Source organism: Prosthecobacter sp. SYSU 5D2 (genome assembly GCF_039655865.1).
In the GTDB taxonomy this organism is placed as follows: domain Bacteria; phylum Verrucomicrobiota; class Verrucomicrobiia; order Verrucomicrobiales; family Verrucomicrobiaceae; genus Prosthecobacter.
In genome coordinates this window covers 178300-193819 of the sequence record NZ_JBBYXL010000008.1, presented here as the reverse complement: position 1 = coordinate 193819, position 15520 = coordinate 178300, and the positions used below count along the sequence as shown (strand labels likewise).

At 60.2% G+C, this 15520-nt stretch carries 17 protein-coding genes; 8 read left to right on the top strand and 9 right to left on the bottom strand.

Features of this window, described 5'->3' with window-relative positions; translation table 11 throughout:
* Nucleotide 1: 1 nt before the first annotated feature.
* From WJU23_RS15325 to WJU23_RS15310, 4 genes are all read right to left on the bottom strand, one after another.
* Entirely contained in the window at nucleotides 2-1408 is a 1407-nt protein-coding gene (locus WJU23_RS15325; protein WP_346333478.1) for a DUF1501 domain-containing protein, read from the bottom strand.
* 65 nt (nucleotides 1409-1473) lie between these two features.
* Nucleotides 1474-1623, bottom strand: coding sequence for a hypothetical protein (locus tag WJU23_RS15320; protein ID WP_346333477.1), 150 nt, complete (start codon nucleotides 1621-1623; stop codon nucleotides 1474-1476).
* Nucleotides 1624-1669: 46 nt separating this feature from the next.
* On the bottom strand, nucleotides 1670-2512 hold the full coding sequence (locus WJU23_RS15315) for an alpha/beta hydrolase (RefSeq protein ID WP_346333476.1): 843 nt from the start codon (nucleotides 2510-2512) through the stop codon (nucleotides 1670-1672).
* 74 nt (nucleotides 2513-2586) lie between these two features.
* Nucleotides 2587-4746: a RecQ family ATP-dependent DNA helicase gene (locus WJU23_RS15310; RefSeq protein ID WP_346333475.1), complete on the bottom strand. Its 2160-nt coding sequence runs from the start codon at nucleotides 4744-4746 to the stop codon at nucleotides 2587-2589.
* A gap of 149 nt (nucleotides 4747-4895) precedes the next feature.
* On the opposite strand from WJU23_RS15310, the gene WJU23_RS15305 reads away from it, so the two are divergent.
* Nucleotides 4896-5102 (top strand): YHS domain-containing protein, encoded by a 207-nt coding sequence (locus WJU23_RS15305; RefSeq protein WP_346333474.1) that lies wholly within the window; start codon nucleotides 4896-4898, stop codon nucleotides 5100-5102.
* 300 nt (nucleotides 5103-5402) lie between these two features.
* On the opposite strand, the gene WJU23_RS15300 is transcribed toward WJU23_RS15305, so the two are convergent.
* From WJU23_RS15300 to WJU23_RS15285, 4 genes are all read right to left on the bottom strand, one after another.
* Complete coding sequence (locus WJU23_RS15300; protein WP_346333473.1) at nucleotides 5403-7043, bottom strand: fumarate hydratase; 1641 nt, start codon at nucleotides 7041-7043, stop codon at nucleotides 5403-5405.
* Nucleotides 7044-7130: 87 nt separating this feature from the next.
* The gene (locus tag WJU23_RS15295; RefSeq protein WP_346333472.1) at nucleotides 7131-7502 is read right to left on the bottom strand and encodes a hypothetical protein; all 372 of its coding nucleotides are present in this window, start codon (nucleotides 7500-7502) and stop codon (nucleotides 7131-7133) included.
* Between the two features lie 15 nt (nucleotides 7503-7517).
* Nucleotides 7518-8216 carry a hypothetical protein gene (locus WJU23_RS15290; RefSeq protein ID WP_346333471.1) on the bottom strand — a complete coding sequence of 233 codons (699 nt, stop codon included), beginning with the start codon at nucleotides 8214-8216 and terminating at the stop codon, nucleotides 7518-7520.
* 34 nt (nucleotides 8217-8250) lie between these two features.
* On the bottom strand, nucleotides 8251-9999 hold the full coding sequence (locus WJU23_RS15285) for a hypothetical protein (RefSeq protein WP_346333470.1): 1749 nt from the start codon (nucleotides 9997-9999) through the stop codon (nucleotides 8251-8253).
* Between the two features lie 184 nt (nucleotides 10000-10183).
* Here WJU23_RS15285 and WJU23_RS15280 point away from each other — a divergent pair, with 184 nt between their 5' ends.
* The 5 genes from WJU23_RS15280 to gmk all read left to right on the top strand — a co-directional run bounded on the left by WJU23_RS15280 (nucleotide 10184) and on the right by gmk (nucleotide 13640).
* Nucleotides 10184-10762: a histidine phosphatase family protein gene (locus WJU23_RS15280; RefSeq protein ID WP_346333469.1), complete on the top strand. Its 579-nt coding sequence runs from the start codon at nucleotides 10184-10186 to the stop codon at nucleotides 10760-10762.
* Nucleotides 10763-10946: 184 nt separating this feature from the next.
* Nucleotides 10947-11216 carry a 30S ribosomal protein S14 gene (gene rpsN / locus WJU23_RS15275; RefSeq protein ID WP_346333468.1) on the top strand — a complete coding sequence of 90 codons (270 nt, stop codon included), beginning with the start codon at nucleotides 10947-10949 and terminating at the stop codon, nucleotides 11214-11216.
* 66 nt (nucleotides 11217-11282) lie between these two features.
* Nucleotides 11283-11534 carry an FmdB family zinc ribbon protein gene (locus WJU23_RS15270; RefSeq protein WP_346333467.1) on the top strand — a complete coding sequence of 84 codons (252 nt, stop codon included), beginning with the start codon at nucleotides 11283-11285 and terminating at the stop codon, nucleotides 11532-11534.
* Between the two features lie 33 nt (nucleotides 11535-11567).
* Nucleotides 11568-12989 carry a hemolysin family protein gene (locus tag WJU23_RS15265; protein WP_346333466.1) on the top strand — a complete coding sequence of 474 codons (1422 nt, stop codon included), beginning with the start codon at nucleotides 11568-11570 and terminating at the stop codon, nucleotides 12987-12989.
* Nucleotides 12990-13010: 21 nt separating this feature from the next.
* Complete coding sequence (gene gmk / locus WJU23_RS15260; protein WP_346333465.1) at nucleotides 13011-13640, top strand: guanylate kinase; 630 nt, start codon at nucleotides 13011-13013, stop codon at nucleotides 13638-13640.
* A 15-nt stretch (nucleotides 13641-13655) separates the two neighbouring features.
* On the opposite strand, the gene WJU23_RS15255 is transcribed toward gmk, so the two are convergent.
* A complete protein-coding gene (locus WJU23_RS15255; protein WP_346333464.1) occupies nucleotides 13656-14687 on the bottom strand; it encodes an alcohol dehydrogenase catalytic domain-containing protein in 1032 nt (343 codons plus the stop codon).
* An 81-nt stretch (nucleotides 14688-14768) separates the two neighbouring features.
* On the opposite strand from WJU23_RS15255, the gene WJU23_RS15250 reads away from it, so the two are divergent.
* On the top strand, nucleotides 14769-14975 hold the full coding sequence (locus tag WJU23_RS15250; RefSeq protein WP_346333463.1) for a type II toxin-antitoxin system VapB family antitoxin: 207 nt from the start codon (nucleotides 14769-14771) through the stop codon (nucleotides 14973-14975).
* Between the two features lie 6 nt (nucleotides 14976-14981).
* Nucleotides 14982-15404 (top strand): PIN domain-containing protein, encoded by a 423-nt coding sequence (locus WJU23_RS15245; protein ID WP_346333462.1) that lies wholly within the window; start codon nucleotides 14982-14984, stop codon nucleotides 15402-15404.
* Nucleotides 15405-15520 lie beyond the last annotated feature (116 nt).

The window sequence follows — 15520 nt, the reverse complement described above, 5'->3', positions numbered from 1 at the left end:
GTCAGGTAAGGATGCCTTTCACCACATGACCGGCCACATCCGTCAGCCGCTCGTCACGGCCATTGTGGCGGTAGGTCAGGCTTTCGTGATCCATGCCCAGGAGATGCAAAATCGTGGCATGCAGGTCATGCACATGCACCTTGTCATGCACCGCCCGCAGGCCGATGTCATCCGTGGCTCCGTGCACATGGCCATGCTTCACACCGGCACCAAAAAGCACGGTCGAGTAACCCCACGGATTGTGGTCGCGGCCCACGCCTTTTTCGCTCATCGGCATGCGGCCAAACTCGCCGCCCCAAATGACCAGCGTGTCCTCCAGCAGGCCGCGCTGCTTGAGATCGCGGATCAGGCCGGCCACCGGTTTGTCGGTCCGGGCGGCGTAGTCGGTGTGATTTTTCAGCACGTCCTCATGCGCATCCCAGCCATTGGTATCGCCGGAATAAAGCTGCACAAATCGCACGCCGCGCTCGATCATCCGCCGCGCCAGCAGGCAGCGTGTGCCAAACTCCCGCGTCACGGGCTGGTCCAGGCCGTAGAGGTTTTTCGTCGCCTCGGATTCCTGGGACAGGTCCACTGTATCCGGGGCCGCTGTTTGCATCCGGAAAGCCAGTTCATAAGAGCGGATGCGCGCATCCAGATGCGTGTCCTCCCCGCGCCGTTCCTGGTGCAGGGCATTGAAGCGGTTCACCAGGTCCAGCGTCGCCCGCTGCCGGGCCGGGCTGCGGTCATGGGCCGGGTTCAGATGCAAAATCGGGTTCTCACCTGGCCGCATCGTTGTGCCCTGATACGTGGCCGGAAGGAAGCCGTTGCCCCACGCCGGCGGCCCGCCCTTGAGCCCGCCGCCAGGATCCGGCATCACCACAAAGGACGGCATGTTCTGATTGTCCGACCCCAGGCCATACGCCACCCAGCTCCCCAGGCTCGGCTTGCCCATCAGGATGGAGCCCGTATTCATCTGGTACACGCTCTGCGGATGGTTCACGCTGTCCCCGTGGCAGCTTCGGATCACACACATCTCATCCGCCAGCTCCGCCATGTGCGGCAGGAAATCGCTGATCTCGATGCCGCTCCTCCCGCGTGGCCGGAACGGTTTCACCGGCCCCAGCAGCGGATTTTGCGCCACCTTCCGCCGCGTCTCCACCGGGCCAAAACTCTCCGGCAGCGGCCTGCCCGCATGGCGGATCAGCTCCGGCTTGGGATCAAACAAATCCACATGGCTGGGCCCGCCGTGCATGAACAGCCAGATCACCCGCTTCGCCTTCGCCGGAAAATGCGACCGCTGCCCGCCCGTGCTCGCGCCCATCGCCTCCGCTCCCAGCAGATGCGAAAACGCGACGCTGGACAAGCCCACGCCCGCCCCGCCGATGAACCGGCGTCGCGACAGTACTGGATGGAAATCAGCGCTCATCTCTGCTGCGGACATAGACGCCGCCAGCAAAGAGGTTCTAACCAAAGTTGAGACAATAGGGAAACCTATTTTTCAGAGGCGTTCGTCGAGGTCTCGCCTCCGCTGCGGGCGATGATGAGTTCGATGGAAGCGCGGCTGCCTTCCATAAAGGTACCATGGGCAGCTTCATCCAGCTTGGCCTGGATTTTCGGCGGCGTATCAGCTTCGGTTTCCATGCAAAAAAAGTGATGTCAGATCCCCGAATGTCAAGACGTTGCCCCCTCACTTCAGCAGCCCGCTGTCCTGCAGCCATTCCGTGAACCTTTCCGGCCAGCGGCCGGCGGCGGTGGTCGAATCGGGTTTGTAGCCGAAGCCATGGCCGGCATTGCTGTAAATGTGCAGCTCCGCCTTCACTCCGGCAGCCTTGTATTTCAGATACAGCGTGGCCATGCCTTCGGCGATGTCCGGGCGGTCGCCGTAACCACAGGCGATGAACAGCGGCGGCATGCCCTTTTCCGCTGAGAACAGGCCGGAGGTGCCCGGATAAATCAGCGCCTGGAAATCCGGCCGGCTGCTGGCCTGCTCGATGACCTCCGTCGCTTCGGCATTGCCCGGATCATTCTTCATCGCCGCAAACGCTGCCAGCTCGCCGCCTGCGGAAAAGCCCAGCACGCCGATGCGCTCTGGATTGATTCCCCAGTCCTTGGCCCGCGTCCGCACCGTACGGATGGCCCGGCGCATGTCCGCCATCGCGTGGTCCTGGATGGTATAGGTGCTGCCCTTTTCGCGGGCCAGCCGGTACTTCAGCACAAAGGCCGCGATGCCGCGCGCCTGGAACCACTCCGCCAGCGCATACCCTTCATGCCCCAGGCACAGCTTCGAATGCCCGCCGCCCGGCGCAATGATCACCGCCACGCCCGTGCCGTCCTTGGCCGGAATAAAAGGCGTGATGGACGGGCTGTGGACATTCACCACATTCTTCCCCTCCGTCCGCTCCGCCTCCGCCATCCTCCCCTCCGATCCCGGTGCCCCTTTTTCCCAAAGCGGCAGCGCCTCCGGCATCTCGGCCTCCAGGGCGCAGGTGGTCAAAAGGACGGACAAAAGGAAAGGGAAGCGCAGGTTCATTGGGAAAAGGTCAAAGGGTCAGTTGCTCCTCCATCCTCCCGCCGATTCTCTGCCGCGCAAGGCTGCCTTCCTTCTCAGCCGTGCTTTTTGATGACCTGGATGAACTCCGGCAGGTAGGTCTGGGCTTTCTTGTCGCCGACACCGCGGATCTTTAATCCGGCCTCAATGCTGGTGGGCTTCAGGCGGGTCAGGAACTCGAGGGTCTGATTGCTGAAGATGACGTACGGCGGCACGCCTTCGGCCATGGCCAGGACATTGCGGTGGCGCTTCAGTTTTTCAAAAAGCGCGTCGTCAAACCCGAGCTCGCGGGTGGAGATCTCCGCCGGGGTGAGCTTCGTGCCGGGCTTCAGCGGCGTGCTGGATTTTGGCGCGGTGGCGGGCCACATCATGCGGACATTGGCTCCGCGTTTCATAACGTCCGCACCTTTCACCGTCAGGGTGACCATTGGGTAGTCACCCGTGCTGGTTTCGATGAGGCCTTGCCGCTCCATCTCCGCAAACAGCGGGTGCAGCCCATGCGTGCCGATGTGCTTCAGCAGGCCGTAGGTGCTGAGCTGGTCCAGTCCGGCATCCACGATCTCCTTGGACTTGCTGCCCACCAGCATCTGGATGATGCGGCCTTTGCCAAAGCGGCCCTCCCAAGTGCCATCCGCCCGGCGCGTGGACATACGGGCGATGCCGCTCAGCGCCTGGCGCAGCAGCGTCACCTCCGCCGCATCCCCTTCCCTGGCCACCTGCACCCCGCTGCGTCGGCACACATCGCAGGTGCCGCAGGGCTGGCTTTCCGTCTCGCCAAAGTAGGCCAAAATCTGCTCCTGGCGGCAGCGGTGCTCGTCATAGCAGAGGTCCACCATGGCCTTCAGCTTGGAGCGATCTCGGCGCTCCTTTTCACGCAGCGCGGTGACGTCAAATTTCAGGCTGCGCGTCAGCACCTGCGGCTGCAGGAGCCGGGTGCCGCGGATGCGCTTGCCAGGGATGTCGTAGCGCTCGATGTAGCCCGCGCGGCCCAGATGGCTGAGCGCGGAGCCCACGGCCATGCTGTTCTTCAGCCCGGCGCGGTCCGTCAGGTCATCGATGCTCAGCTCCACCTCATGCTGCTCATTGGCGGCATTCAGCAGGGCCTGGTAGATGCTCTGGATGGTCTCGATGGTGGGGTTGTTCCCATCAATGAAAAAGTCCTGCGTCTTGGTATCGGCAAAGTTAAAAAACAGCTCGCAGTGGGACGGCTCGCCATCGCGCCCGGCTCGGCCCGCCTCCTGATAATAGGCCTCCACGCTGCCGGGAATGTCATAGTGGATGACAAAGCGCACATCCGACCGGTCAATGCCCATGCCAAAGGCATTCGTGGCCACGGCGATGTCGTACTTTTTGGAGATGAACTTGTTCTGCCGGTCCTCCCGCTCCTTGTCATCCAGGCCGCCGTGATACTGGATGGCGCGGATGCCGAATTCGCGCAGGGCATCGCCCACCTCCTCCACGCGCTTGCGGGTGGAGCAGTAAATGATGCCCTTTTTATAGTCCTCGACGATCTTTTTCAGCCGCGTGTACTTATCATCGCCCTTCTTCGTGTGGGTGATGTGCAGGCTCAGGTTGGGCCGCTCAAAACCCTGGATGGTAATGAACGGGTCCCGCAGGTCCAGTACGCGGGCGATGTCCTCCCGCACCTCCGGCGTGGCCGTGGCGGTGAGGGCCACCACCTGCGGACGGCCCAGGGCGGTCAGCGCCTCGCCTAACCGAAAGTAATCCGGGCGGAAATCATGCCCCCACTGCGACAGGCAGTGCGCCTCATCCACCGCAAACAGGGCGATCTCCACCTGCTGCATCGCGCTCAGGAACAGGCGGCTGCGGAAGCGCTCCGGCGCCACATAGACCAGCCGGTACTCCCCCCGCCGCAGCGCCGCGATGCGCTCCTGCTGCTCCGCCAGCGACAGCGTGCTGTTGATGACTGTGGCCGGGATGCCGCGCCGCTCCAGCGCATCCACCTGGTCCTTCATCAGCGCGATGAGCGGGCTGACGACGAGCGTCACCCCCTCCATCACCATGGCCGGGAGCTGGTAGCACAGGGATTTGCCGCCGCCCGTGGGCATGATGACCAGCGTGTCCCGCCCGCTCAGCACATTCGCCATCACCGTTTCCTGCCCGTCCAGAAACTCGCGAAAGCCAAAATACTTCCGCAACGCCTCGCGGGCGTCGTGGATGGGCGTGGAGCTGGCGATGGAGTCGGGTTCGGTCACGTGGCAGCCCTTTCCTTGCCAGGGAGAGCGGTTTTGTCCATCGGATCGAGAAAAATTAAGTAAGACAAAGAAATGCCCGCGTTCGTACGTTGTTGCAGTGTCCTGCCGTCAGGCATGGCATCGTCACGATAACTAGCATAACCTCATTCATGAAAACTCTGTTCTCCATCCTCGCCCTGAGCGCCATGGCCAGCTTCGCTGCCGCCGCTCCCGTCAATACCGAATGCCCGGTGAAAGAAGGCAAGCCTGTGAAGGCTGAGCTGACCGCCAAGCACGGTGGCAAAGAATACGCCTTCTGCTGCAAAGGCTGCCTTGGCAAATTCAAGGCCGACCCTGAGAAGTATATCAAGAAGTAATTGAGCCTCGGGAAATCCTTATTCCCAATTTCCCCCAGCGGAGCCGGCCACCCGGCTCCGTTTTTTGTGGGTGCGCCTGGCTAGGGTTGAGACTCGTGCCGCTCAGGCGGGGACATGAGTCTTGTCTTTGTTACAGAATCTGAGGTCCTGAGCCCAAAGGCAGTTTACTCCTATCTCTTCCACATCCGAAGAGAAGGCAGTGCAGAAGCACTGGATCAATCCAATCAGAAAAGGAACAAAATGTAGTGACACGCCCAGGGCTACCAAATCGCAGCCCTGGATCTGCAATCGGTCATTCAATCAATGGTGAACCGTGCAGCCGGTGCCGACGCTCTGGAAAAAGTCTGTTCCCTTGTCATCCACCAAAATGAAGGCCGGGAAGTCCTGCACTTCAATTTTCCAGATGGCCTCCATGCCCAATTCAGGGAATTCCACCACCTCGACCTTTTTGATGTTCTCCTTGGCCAGGATGGCCGCCGGGCCGCCAATGCTGCCCAGGTAAAAGCCGCCGTGTTTTTTACAGGCATCCGTGACCTGCTGGCCGCGGTTGCCTTTGGCGATCATCACCATGCTGCCGCCCTGGGACTGGAACAGGTCCACGTAGCTGTCCATGCGACCGGCCGTCGTCGGGCCGAAGCTGCCGCTGGGCATGCCTGCCGGGGTCTTGGCAGGACCGGCATAATACACCGGATGCTCCTTGAAGTATTCGGGCAGCGGCTCACCGGCATCCAGGCGCTCCTTCAGCTTGGCGTGGGCAATGTCACGGGCCACCACAATGGGGCCGTTGAGGAGAAGCCGGGTGGTGACCGGGTGTTTGCTCAGTTCGGCACGGATGGCGGCCATGGGCTGGTTTAGGTCAATGCGCACCGCGTTTGTATCCTTCCGGTGCCGCAGCTCTTCCGGGATGTATTGAAGCGGATTCATCTCCAGCTTTTCAATGAAGACCCCGTCGCGGGTGATCTTGGCCTTGGCCTGGCGGTCGGCCGAGCAGGAGACGCCGATGCCGATGGGCAGGGAGGCCCCATGCCGTGGCAGGCGGATGACGCGGACATCCAGGGCGAAGTATTTGCCGCCAAACTGCGCGCCGATGCCGCAGGTGCGAGCTGCCTCCAGCATCTGTGCTTCCAGCTCCACATCACGGAAGGCGCGGCCATGCTCGTTGCCTGTGGTGGGGAGGTTGTCGTAATACTTGGTGGAGGCCAGTTTCACATGCTTCATCGTCGCCTCGGCGGAGGTGCCGCCGATGACAAAACTGAGGTGATACGGTGGGCAGGCCGCTGTGCCCAGGGATAGCATTTTCTCCGTGAGGAAAGGGACGATGCTCTTCGGATTCAGCACCGCGCGAGTCTCCTGGTAGAGATAGGACTTGTTTGCCGAGCCGCCGCCTTTGGAGATGAAGAGGAACTTATACGCCTCACCCTCCGTCGCATACAGGTCGAACTGGGCGGGCAGGTTTGTGCCGGTATTCTTCTCCGTGAACATGTCCAGCGCCGCATTCTGGGAATAGCGCAGATTGTTCTCGGTGTAGGCCTCATACACGCCTTTGGACAGGGCGGCTTCATCGCTGCTGCCAGTCCAGACCTGCTGGCCCTTTTTCCCCATGATGATGGCGGTGCCTGTGTCCTGGCAGAAGGGCAGGAGACCGGCAGAGGAGACATCCGCATTTTTCAACAGAGTCAGCGCCACCATGCGGTCATTCTCGCTGGCTTCCGGATCGTCCAGGATGGCGGCCACCTGTTTCAAGTGCTTGGGCCGGAGGAAAAAATTGATGTCATGAAACGCCTGGCTGGCCAGCAGCGTCAGCGCCTGTGGCTCCACGCAAAGCACCTCTTTGCCATTGAATTCCTTGACGCTGACGTGGTCCTTCGTCAGCAGCCGGTATTCAGTGTCATCCTGACCGAGTTCAAACAGTTCCTGATAATGAAAAGGGGGCGTGGGCATGGGTGGAAGCCCACTGTGAAAAGCAACGGCGCGGCGGCAACGGGGAATCATTCACCCCGAATCAATTCCTCATCAGTTAGCCCCAATTCACGTCCACCAGTTGAACCACTGGTTCATCCAGCCCAGGGCGGCGGCGAGGGTGGCGACGACGACGGCGAACTCGATGACGAGAGCCATGCGGCGGCGGCTGGCGGCCTTGCGCATGTGCAGGGGGATGCGCTGGGGGGAGCGGAGGGACTTTTTGGAAAAGAGAGGCTCGGGCGCGGGTAGCACGTCCTTGGTGGCCAGGCGGCGGCGGCGCATGGCGCTGGGGGCGGCGACGATGGCGCACTCCAGGGTATGGATCTCCTCCTGCAGGCTACGGGAGCGGCTGCGCAACTGGTTGAGCCGGGCAGGCTGGATCTCCTGGGCGGCGGTTTGAACGGTTTTCGGACGACGGGAGGCGACGCGTTTGTTCATAGGGACGGGAGGGTGCTAAAACATCAGCTTGGCCAGAATGACGGCGATCAGGACGGTGACCATGAGCGGCAGCGTGAAGGCAAAGCCGCGACGGGTCCAGGTGATGAGGTCATCCTTGCCGGACAGGGACTGGGAGAAGCGGCCGGTGACGCTGTATTCGCCTTCACCGCCAGCTTCGTCCAGGTCCTGGCGGTGGTGGGCGCTCTCCACGGCGCGGTGGGAGGTGACGCGACGGATGCCTTTTTCAAAGCTGGTCTCGGCCTCGATGAGGGCGGAGATGGCCTTGTCCAGTTCCTGGTCGAGCTGGTTGCGGTGCCAGCGCTCGGGATAGAACACTTTCAGTTCTTCCAGACGGTCGTGAAATTCCTGCTGGGTGGCGGCGAGGTCCTCGGCGCGGCGGCGGGCTTCCTCCAGGTCATCGGTGATGACCCGCAGGCTGCGATCCAGCTTTTCGGTGATGTCTTTGCGTCCTGCGATGAAGCGCTCCTGCTTTTGCTTGAGGTTTTCCAGGATCTTGCGCTGGTGCTCCAGCTCTTCCTGTTCTGCGCGCAGGCGGGTGAGGCGGTGCTGGGCCTCGCGGACCTGCTGATCCATGTCTTCCATGGGAGACTCCTCCGCATGACCGACGGAGAATTCGGGGGCTTCGTCGAAGCGTAGGATGTTGTTATCCTCAGCGGCGGGAACCGTAGCGAGAGCGGGAGAGCGGCGGGCCATGGCTGTCATGAGTTTTATTTCAGACTCAGTAATATTACAGCTCTTTTAAATAATCTAGACTTTTCGTGCGTTTTTTTGCCAGCCAATAGGGTAATCCTCCGAACAGTAACGAGAGAAACAGGACGAAACCCAGAGCGGAGAGATCCTGGATCAAAGCAGAACGAGGTGAAGGGAAAGCTCCTGCTGCCTGGGCCTTCCAGCGCATCGCCTCCGGCAGGGCGAGGGCGGTGGCACTGAACAAAATGTACAAAAAACTGCTGATGAGACAAAGCGTGCCGCCGAAACCGGAAATGATGCGCGCCGGGTTCGGTTCGCGAAAGTTCGGCAACAGGGCCCCCAGGGACAGCGCCAGGGCGTTCAGCCCGTAGCTGAGCATCATCACCGCTGCGCAGAAAAAGACCGTTCGCTGCCAGGGCAGGGAAAGGGACAGGCTGGAGGTGAATACCAGGGCCGTGGTGAGCAGTCCCATGACGCCGGCGCTGAGGCGCAGTTTCAAGCTCAGCACCCGCTCCAGGGAAAGCGGGGAAAGCCCAAGGATCCACAGCCGCTGCCCCTCCAGGCTGAACTGCGGAAAGATGAACCGGGTGGTCAGGGTGGAAAGGGCTAGGCAGCAGACCAGCAGGTTCAGGTGGCTGATGACGATGATCCAAAAAGGGCTTTGCAGATCGTAGCCCATTTGCCGCAAGTTGGAGGTGTACATCAGCAGCAGGCCAAAAATGAGCAGGCTCTGCCCCCACTGCGTCGGCTCCCGAAGGAAGGTACGGACATCCTTGACGATGGCGGCGTGCTCAGCGCGCTCCAGACCCCAGATGCGCTGCATCCAGGTGCGCCGGGCCGCCTTTTCAGGGTGGAGGTACCAGGCTTCCTTGGCCGCCTGAGGCTGGGTTAGCGGCACGGCAGCCATCACCCGGTCCCAGGCCGGGTAGAAAAAACGGCCGCCCAGGCGCGCGGTAACGGTCAGGGCAAACAGCGCATTGGCCAGCAGCGCGAAATTAAAAAAGGCGGCTTGTTCATACAAACCCCGCCCCGAGGCCAGGATGACCTCCGCCACCCAGGAACTGGGCAGCAGCGGGTGCATGCAGATCTCCGTATGCTGCAGCACTCCGTGCAGGCTGGAGACGAGGTCACTGCCGCCCTGGCCGTCCAGCCTAGGCTCGCGAGCAGAGAAAAAGCGCAGGAGAGTGCTGCCCAGAATCCACAGGCCTAGCAGCGCCGCCATTTTCCACCACCAGCGCTGCGCATGCCGCACCAGGAAGAGCAGGGCCCAGGAGGACAGGTTGGCCGAGATGGTCACCAGGCATAAAAGCGCCGGGGCTCCCAGCAGGTAAAACGCCGGCCCCACATGGTAAAGCCCTCCCAGCGCCGCCAGGATGGGCGCGCTCAGCACCAGCAGCCCCCAGCTCGCCAGGGCCATGCCCTCCAGCGTCTTCCACAGCACCAGGCTGCGGTAGGGCAGGGGCAGGGCCACCTGCCAGTCCATGTCTTTGCGGCGGAACATCCCCATGCCCGTGATGGTGGCATTGGAGAGCACCAGCATGACAAAGAAGAAAAAGAACAGCAGGTAGATGAGCCGCTCCAGCAGCAGCGGGCCGAAGAGCGGCATCCGGTTCACAAACTCCAGTCCCCGCGCCACCAGCACATACGCCGCCACACAATACAGCCCCAGAAAGCCTCCGATGGTGAGGATGAGCAGCCGGTTGGATGCCAGCCCATGAGAGATCCTATGCCGAAGCATCTGCCCGTGAATGCGGGCCAGCAGGAGGGTGGCGGAGGCTGAAGACATGTAAAAACAGGCACCTGAATGACAATCGGCCACAATATGACAGAAGATCGCGGCTCCCCGCTGGAATTTTTTTCTGATGTTTACAAAGGTGGAGTCTGTGAAGACAGCACATCCATTCCATCTGGCGGCTGCGATTTGACACTTGGCATCCATCATGCGAGGAGGGACCCGCCACGATCTAATAATGAAGTACCTCACCGTCGTCCGTCATGCCAAATCCAGCTGGACCCAGTCCGGGCTGGCGGATCATGACCGTCCGCTGAATGAGCGCGGACTGGTGGCGGCACCGGCGATGGCGTCTTTTCTGCACCGCACGTATTTTGGCGGGGGGGAGAATGAGGCTTTGATTCCACCGCCGGAGCGGCTGGTGACGAGTACGGCGGCGCGGGCGCTGGCCACGGCCAGGATCATGCAGGAGGTGGCGAGCATGCCGCTGGAATCGCTGATCCTGGATTCATCCCTGTATTTGGCGGAGGCACCGCGCATCCTGAATGTGGTGCGGCAACTGGATGAGGAATGGAAGCATGTGATGCTTTTTGGCCACAATCCGGGCCTCCATGACTTTGCCGAGCGCATCCTGGCGAGGGCGCATGTGCCTAAAATGCCCACCTGCACGGCGGTGCTGCTGGCACTGCCCCATGCTTACTGGGGGCTGACCGACTGGGGGGAGGCGCAACTCATCGGCTACGTGACGCCCAAGGCTCTGGAGCGTCGTTTCCCAGAGCTTTATGCCGGGATCTCCCGCGCTGACGGGGAGGACTGACTTTTTCGCGAAACGAGGCTCAGGCCTTCTGCAAATAGGCGAAAACAAACACACCCAGCAGTAGGAAAGCGACGGCGACAAGGATTCCAGTGATCATGAGGCCCTAAAATGCCATGATCCGTCTGCATGACAAATGAAATTTCTCCTTGCGAAGTGTGCGGTTTGAGGCAACTTCGCGGCCCCTATGGCAAAAACAGCTTGGCTTGAGCGCGAGAAGCGCAAACAGAAGACCGTCCAAAAGTACGCAAAACTCCGTGCGGAGTTGAAGGCGAATGGTGATCACCAGGGCCTGGCCCTGCTGCCCCGTGATGCCAGCCCGACCCGCCTGACCAACCGCTGCCGCGTTTCCGGACGCCGTCGCGCTTATCTGCGTCGTTTCCAGATGTCCCGTCTGACCTTCCGTGAGATGGCCCTTGCCGGCCTGATTCCCGGAGTCACCAAGTCCAGCTGGTAAGCGCCCGTCGCTTGTCCAGGGAAAGTCTCTCTGGACCTGCTCTGGGGAGACGTGGATAATCCATTTATGCCCACGTATTCCTACATCGCGGAGAATCCTGAGGAGGGCTGTCCCTCCTGTCGGCGTGGCTTTGACCTGCGCCGCCCCATGGATCGTGCTCCGCTGACCCACTGCCCGCTCTGCCGGAATCCGGTGAAAAAGCTCATCAGCGGGTTTTCCACACCCAAATACACCAAGCCCGTGTCCACATCGGACGCTAAAAAAGCGGGCTTTACCATCTTGGAAAAGCGCTGTGATGGCAGCTATGAACGGCTCTGATCTTGCTGTTGCCTCCCTTGTCAGCGCTCCCCCATGAACCCTTTTTTTCACTCTCTCCACCTTTTCGCCATGGGCGGAGGGTCCCATGAGGTGATCCATGAATGGAACCTGACGGCGGGTGAGGTGGTGTGGTCGGCGGTGCTGGTGATGTTTTTCGTGCTGCTGAATGCTTTCTTTGTGGCGGCGGAGTTTGCCATTGTGAAAGTGCGCAGCACCCAGCTGGATGAGCTGGTGGAAGAAGGCAATGTCAGCGCCAAGGTGGCCCGGAAGGCGCTGAAAAACCTGGATGGCTATCTTTCAGCGACTCAACTAGGCATTACCCTGGCCAGTATCGCCCTGGGTATGGTGGGGGAGCCGTATGTGGCCCGCGTGATCCAGCCGCTGATGTGGATGATGGGCGTGAAGAATGATGCGGTCATCTCCTCTGTCTCCATTGGTATCGGTTTCGGTGTTGTGACTTTTCTGCACGTGGTGCTGGGTGAACTGACCCCGAAGTCCCTGGCCATCCGCCGTTCACTGGCCACGGCGCTGGTGATCAGTGCGCCGCTGCATTTTTTCTATGTGATGTTCAAGCCAGCCATCTGGGTGCTCAACGGGGCGGCCAACTGGCTTCTCAAGGTGCTTTTCCGCCTGGAGCCAGCCTCGGAAAGTGAGCTGGCGCACTCGGAAGAGGAGCTGCGGCACATCGTGGCGGAGAGCCAGAAATCCGAAGTCACCGAGACGGAAAAGGACATTCTTTTGAATGCGCTGGCGCTGAATGACCGCTGCGTGCGGGATGTGATGACGCCGCGGAACCAGGTCATCTCCCTGGATGCGGATGACTCCTTTGAGGCCAATTTGAAGGTGGCGGTGGACAGCAAGCACACCCGCTATCCGCTGGTGGAAGGGCATCTGGATCACAGCATCGGACTCATCCACATTAAGGATCTCCTGGCGCTGATCGGCAAACCGAGCGCCGACCTGCGCAAGATCCGCCGGGATCTGCCGATGGTGCCGGAGATGATGCCTATTGACAAGCTGCTGCGCTTTTTCCTGGACAAGCATGTGCACATCGCCCTGGCGGTGGATGAGTACGGCGGCACGGTGGGTGTCGTCACCCTGGACAATGTGATGGAGGAGATCGTGGGGGACATCCAGGACGAATTTGACCAGGAAAACAGCGAGTTCCGGCGGGTGAATGACGATGAATTTATCGTGGAGGGGATGCTGAACCTCTATGAGCTGACGGATCAGGCGGGGCTGGAGATCGAGAGTGAGGACGTGACGACCATCGGTGGTTATGTGACGCATCTGCTCGGCCATCTGCCCAAGGTGGGGGAGCAGGTCATCATTGAGGACTACGAAGTGACGACGACGAAGGCTGACTTGCGCCGTGTTCTTCAACTGCACTTCAAGCGCATCCAAAAGGATGAAGAAGGTGCGGGAGGAGAGGCTGCGGACAAGGACGATGAGTAGCGCTTTCAGTTGCAAGCAGGCATGGGCATCGCTAAACGCTGGGGCATGAATCTTTCGTCTCCACGCCTGGGTCTGCTTGTCGTTGTTTCCGGCCCTTCGGGCACGGGCAAGACGACGCTATGCCGGAAGGTATGTGACGGGGAAACGGCGGTGTTTTCCGTCTCCTGCACCACGCGCGCTCCCCGGCCCGGTGAGGTGGATGGGAAAGACTATTTTTTCCTTTCTGAGGAGGACTTTCTGGCACGGGTGGACCGTGGGGAATTCTTCGAATATGCCCGCGTGCACAACCGCTGGTATGGCACGCTGAAGAGCTATGTTTATGACTACCTGCGCCAGGGTGTGGATGTCTTCATGGACATTGACGTGCAGGGGGCCATCCAGGTGCGCGGGTGTGAGGACGAGCTGGTCACGCGCTGCCTGACGGACCTCTTTGTGATGCCGCCCAGCCTGGAAGAACTGCGCCAGCGCCTGAGCGGCCGCAATACGGAAAGCGCGGAGGCTTTTGAACTGCGCATGCTCAATGCCGAAGCGGAGCTCCAGCACTGGCGCGACTACCGCTACTGCCTGGTCAGCGATACCCGCGAGAGTGATGAGGAGCGCTTCCGGGCGCTGCTGGTGGGGGAGAAGCTGCGTTCGAGTTTGGTGATTTGAAGACTGCGGGCTGCATTAGGCTGCCGGGTATTCAATGAGGGCCTTGATGACCTTGCGGCGGGCGATTTCATCGAAGGCTTCCACAATTTTATCCAGCGGAAAACGGTGGGTGATGAAATCGGCGGAGGTCAGTTTTCCTTCGCGGATCCAATGGCAGAGCTGGGGCTGGCTTTCCTTTTCATACTTCCGGGTAGGCCATTGGTGGACGAAGAGGTTGAAGTTAAAATCCGCCTTCGATTTGTCTATGTGCAGGACCGGATGGCTGAGCACGCCGTAGATGCAGTGGGAACCACCACGACGCAGCAAGGGCAGTCCCTGCTGGAGGATGTCCGGGTGGCCGACGGCATCAATGACGGCATCCAGCTTCTTGCTGCGCTCGATCTTCTCGCCCGGTGCAAAGACTGCATCAGCTCCAAAGGCGAGCGCCTTGGCCTGCTTGTCGGCATGCCGGTCCACAATGCCGATCCAGCCGAGACCGAAGAGGCGGCCCAGTTTGACAAAACTCAGTCCGACGGGACCTGCGCCGTAGATCAGCACGTCATCACCCGGTTGCAGGTGGAAGTCGCGGAAGGCGCCCAGTACCTCACGCCAGGTGCAGAGCAGGACGGCCTCCTCCGGCGGGATGTCCGCATCCACCTTCGTCTGGATCTCATAGACCTCGAACCAGCCGTGGGACTCATCTGCCACGCCATCGGCCACCATGGCCTCGTGGTCATTGGCCAGGGTGTATTCACCAAAGCCGCCCCAACCGGAGTCCACGCCTTCCATCTGGAGGTCAAAATTCAGCCCGCTCACAGCGCGATCACCGATGGCAAAGTGGCGCACTTTTTCACCCACGGTGACGACGGTACCCACGCTCTCATGACCCAGCGCAAAGGGGAACTTGTCCTCCATGCCAGGGAAGTTGCCATGCAGCAGCTCGCTGTCTGTACGGTTGCACACACAGGCGCATTCAGTTTTGACCAGAGCCTGATAAGGACCAGGCGAGGGCAGGGGAGTATCGAGGATTTCGATCTGGCCAGGATGCAAAGCGATGACGGATTTCATGTAAAATGATGATTATTTTTGATTATAATGATGCAAAAGGAAGTTTATCTGGCCGTCGAAAGATGCTATCGAGCAATTGTCATGAGAATCACAGTCGAAATTGCGGACGAAATCATCACGGCTGCCATGGAGTTAACGGGAGAAAAAAACAAAAGCCCCGCCATTGCCAAGGCCGTGGAGAATTATGTCAAACGGATGCGGGCCAAGGAATTCGGCAGGCGGTTGCGGGAGGGATATTATGACTATCCCATGACCAATGAGGAGCTGGAATCTTTGGAAAAAATCTGATTGGCCATGGTACTCGTTGATTCCTCCATTTGGATTGAGGCCTCCAGGCGCACAGGCAGCCTGGAGGTCAAAGTGGCCGTTGAAGGATTGCTGGCAGAAAATGAAGCAGGCCTGTGCTCTCCAGTAATGCTGGAAGTCTTGGGAGGGGCACGCCAAGAAGAGCGTAAGATGCTCAATGCCGACTTTTCCTGCCTTCCTTATGTGAGGGTAACTGAGGCGGACTACATCGCCGCCGTCCGCAACTCCTGGAAACTTCGGGATGCAGGCATCACGGCCCCGGCCAATGATGTGCTCATCGCCACCATCGCCCAGCGCATGGAATGCCGGGTGTATGCGCAGGACAAGCACTTCGAGGCGATGGCTCCAGTGTTGGGAATCACTTTGTATGAGGCGGGGTATGGAGGCAGCTTTCGGCAAGAGGGCGGTTAATAGAAGGATTTCCAAATTTAGAAGCGTTTCTACATTTGGAAATGAAAAGATGGCGTGTAATCCGGATTCCAAAATGGGGCGGATATTCTTCGTGCTGGTTTGCCATGGCGTGAATA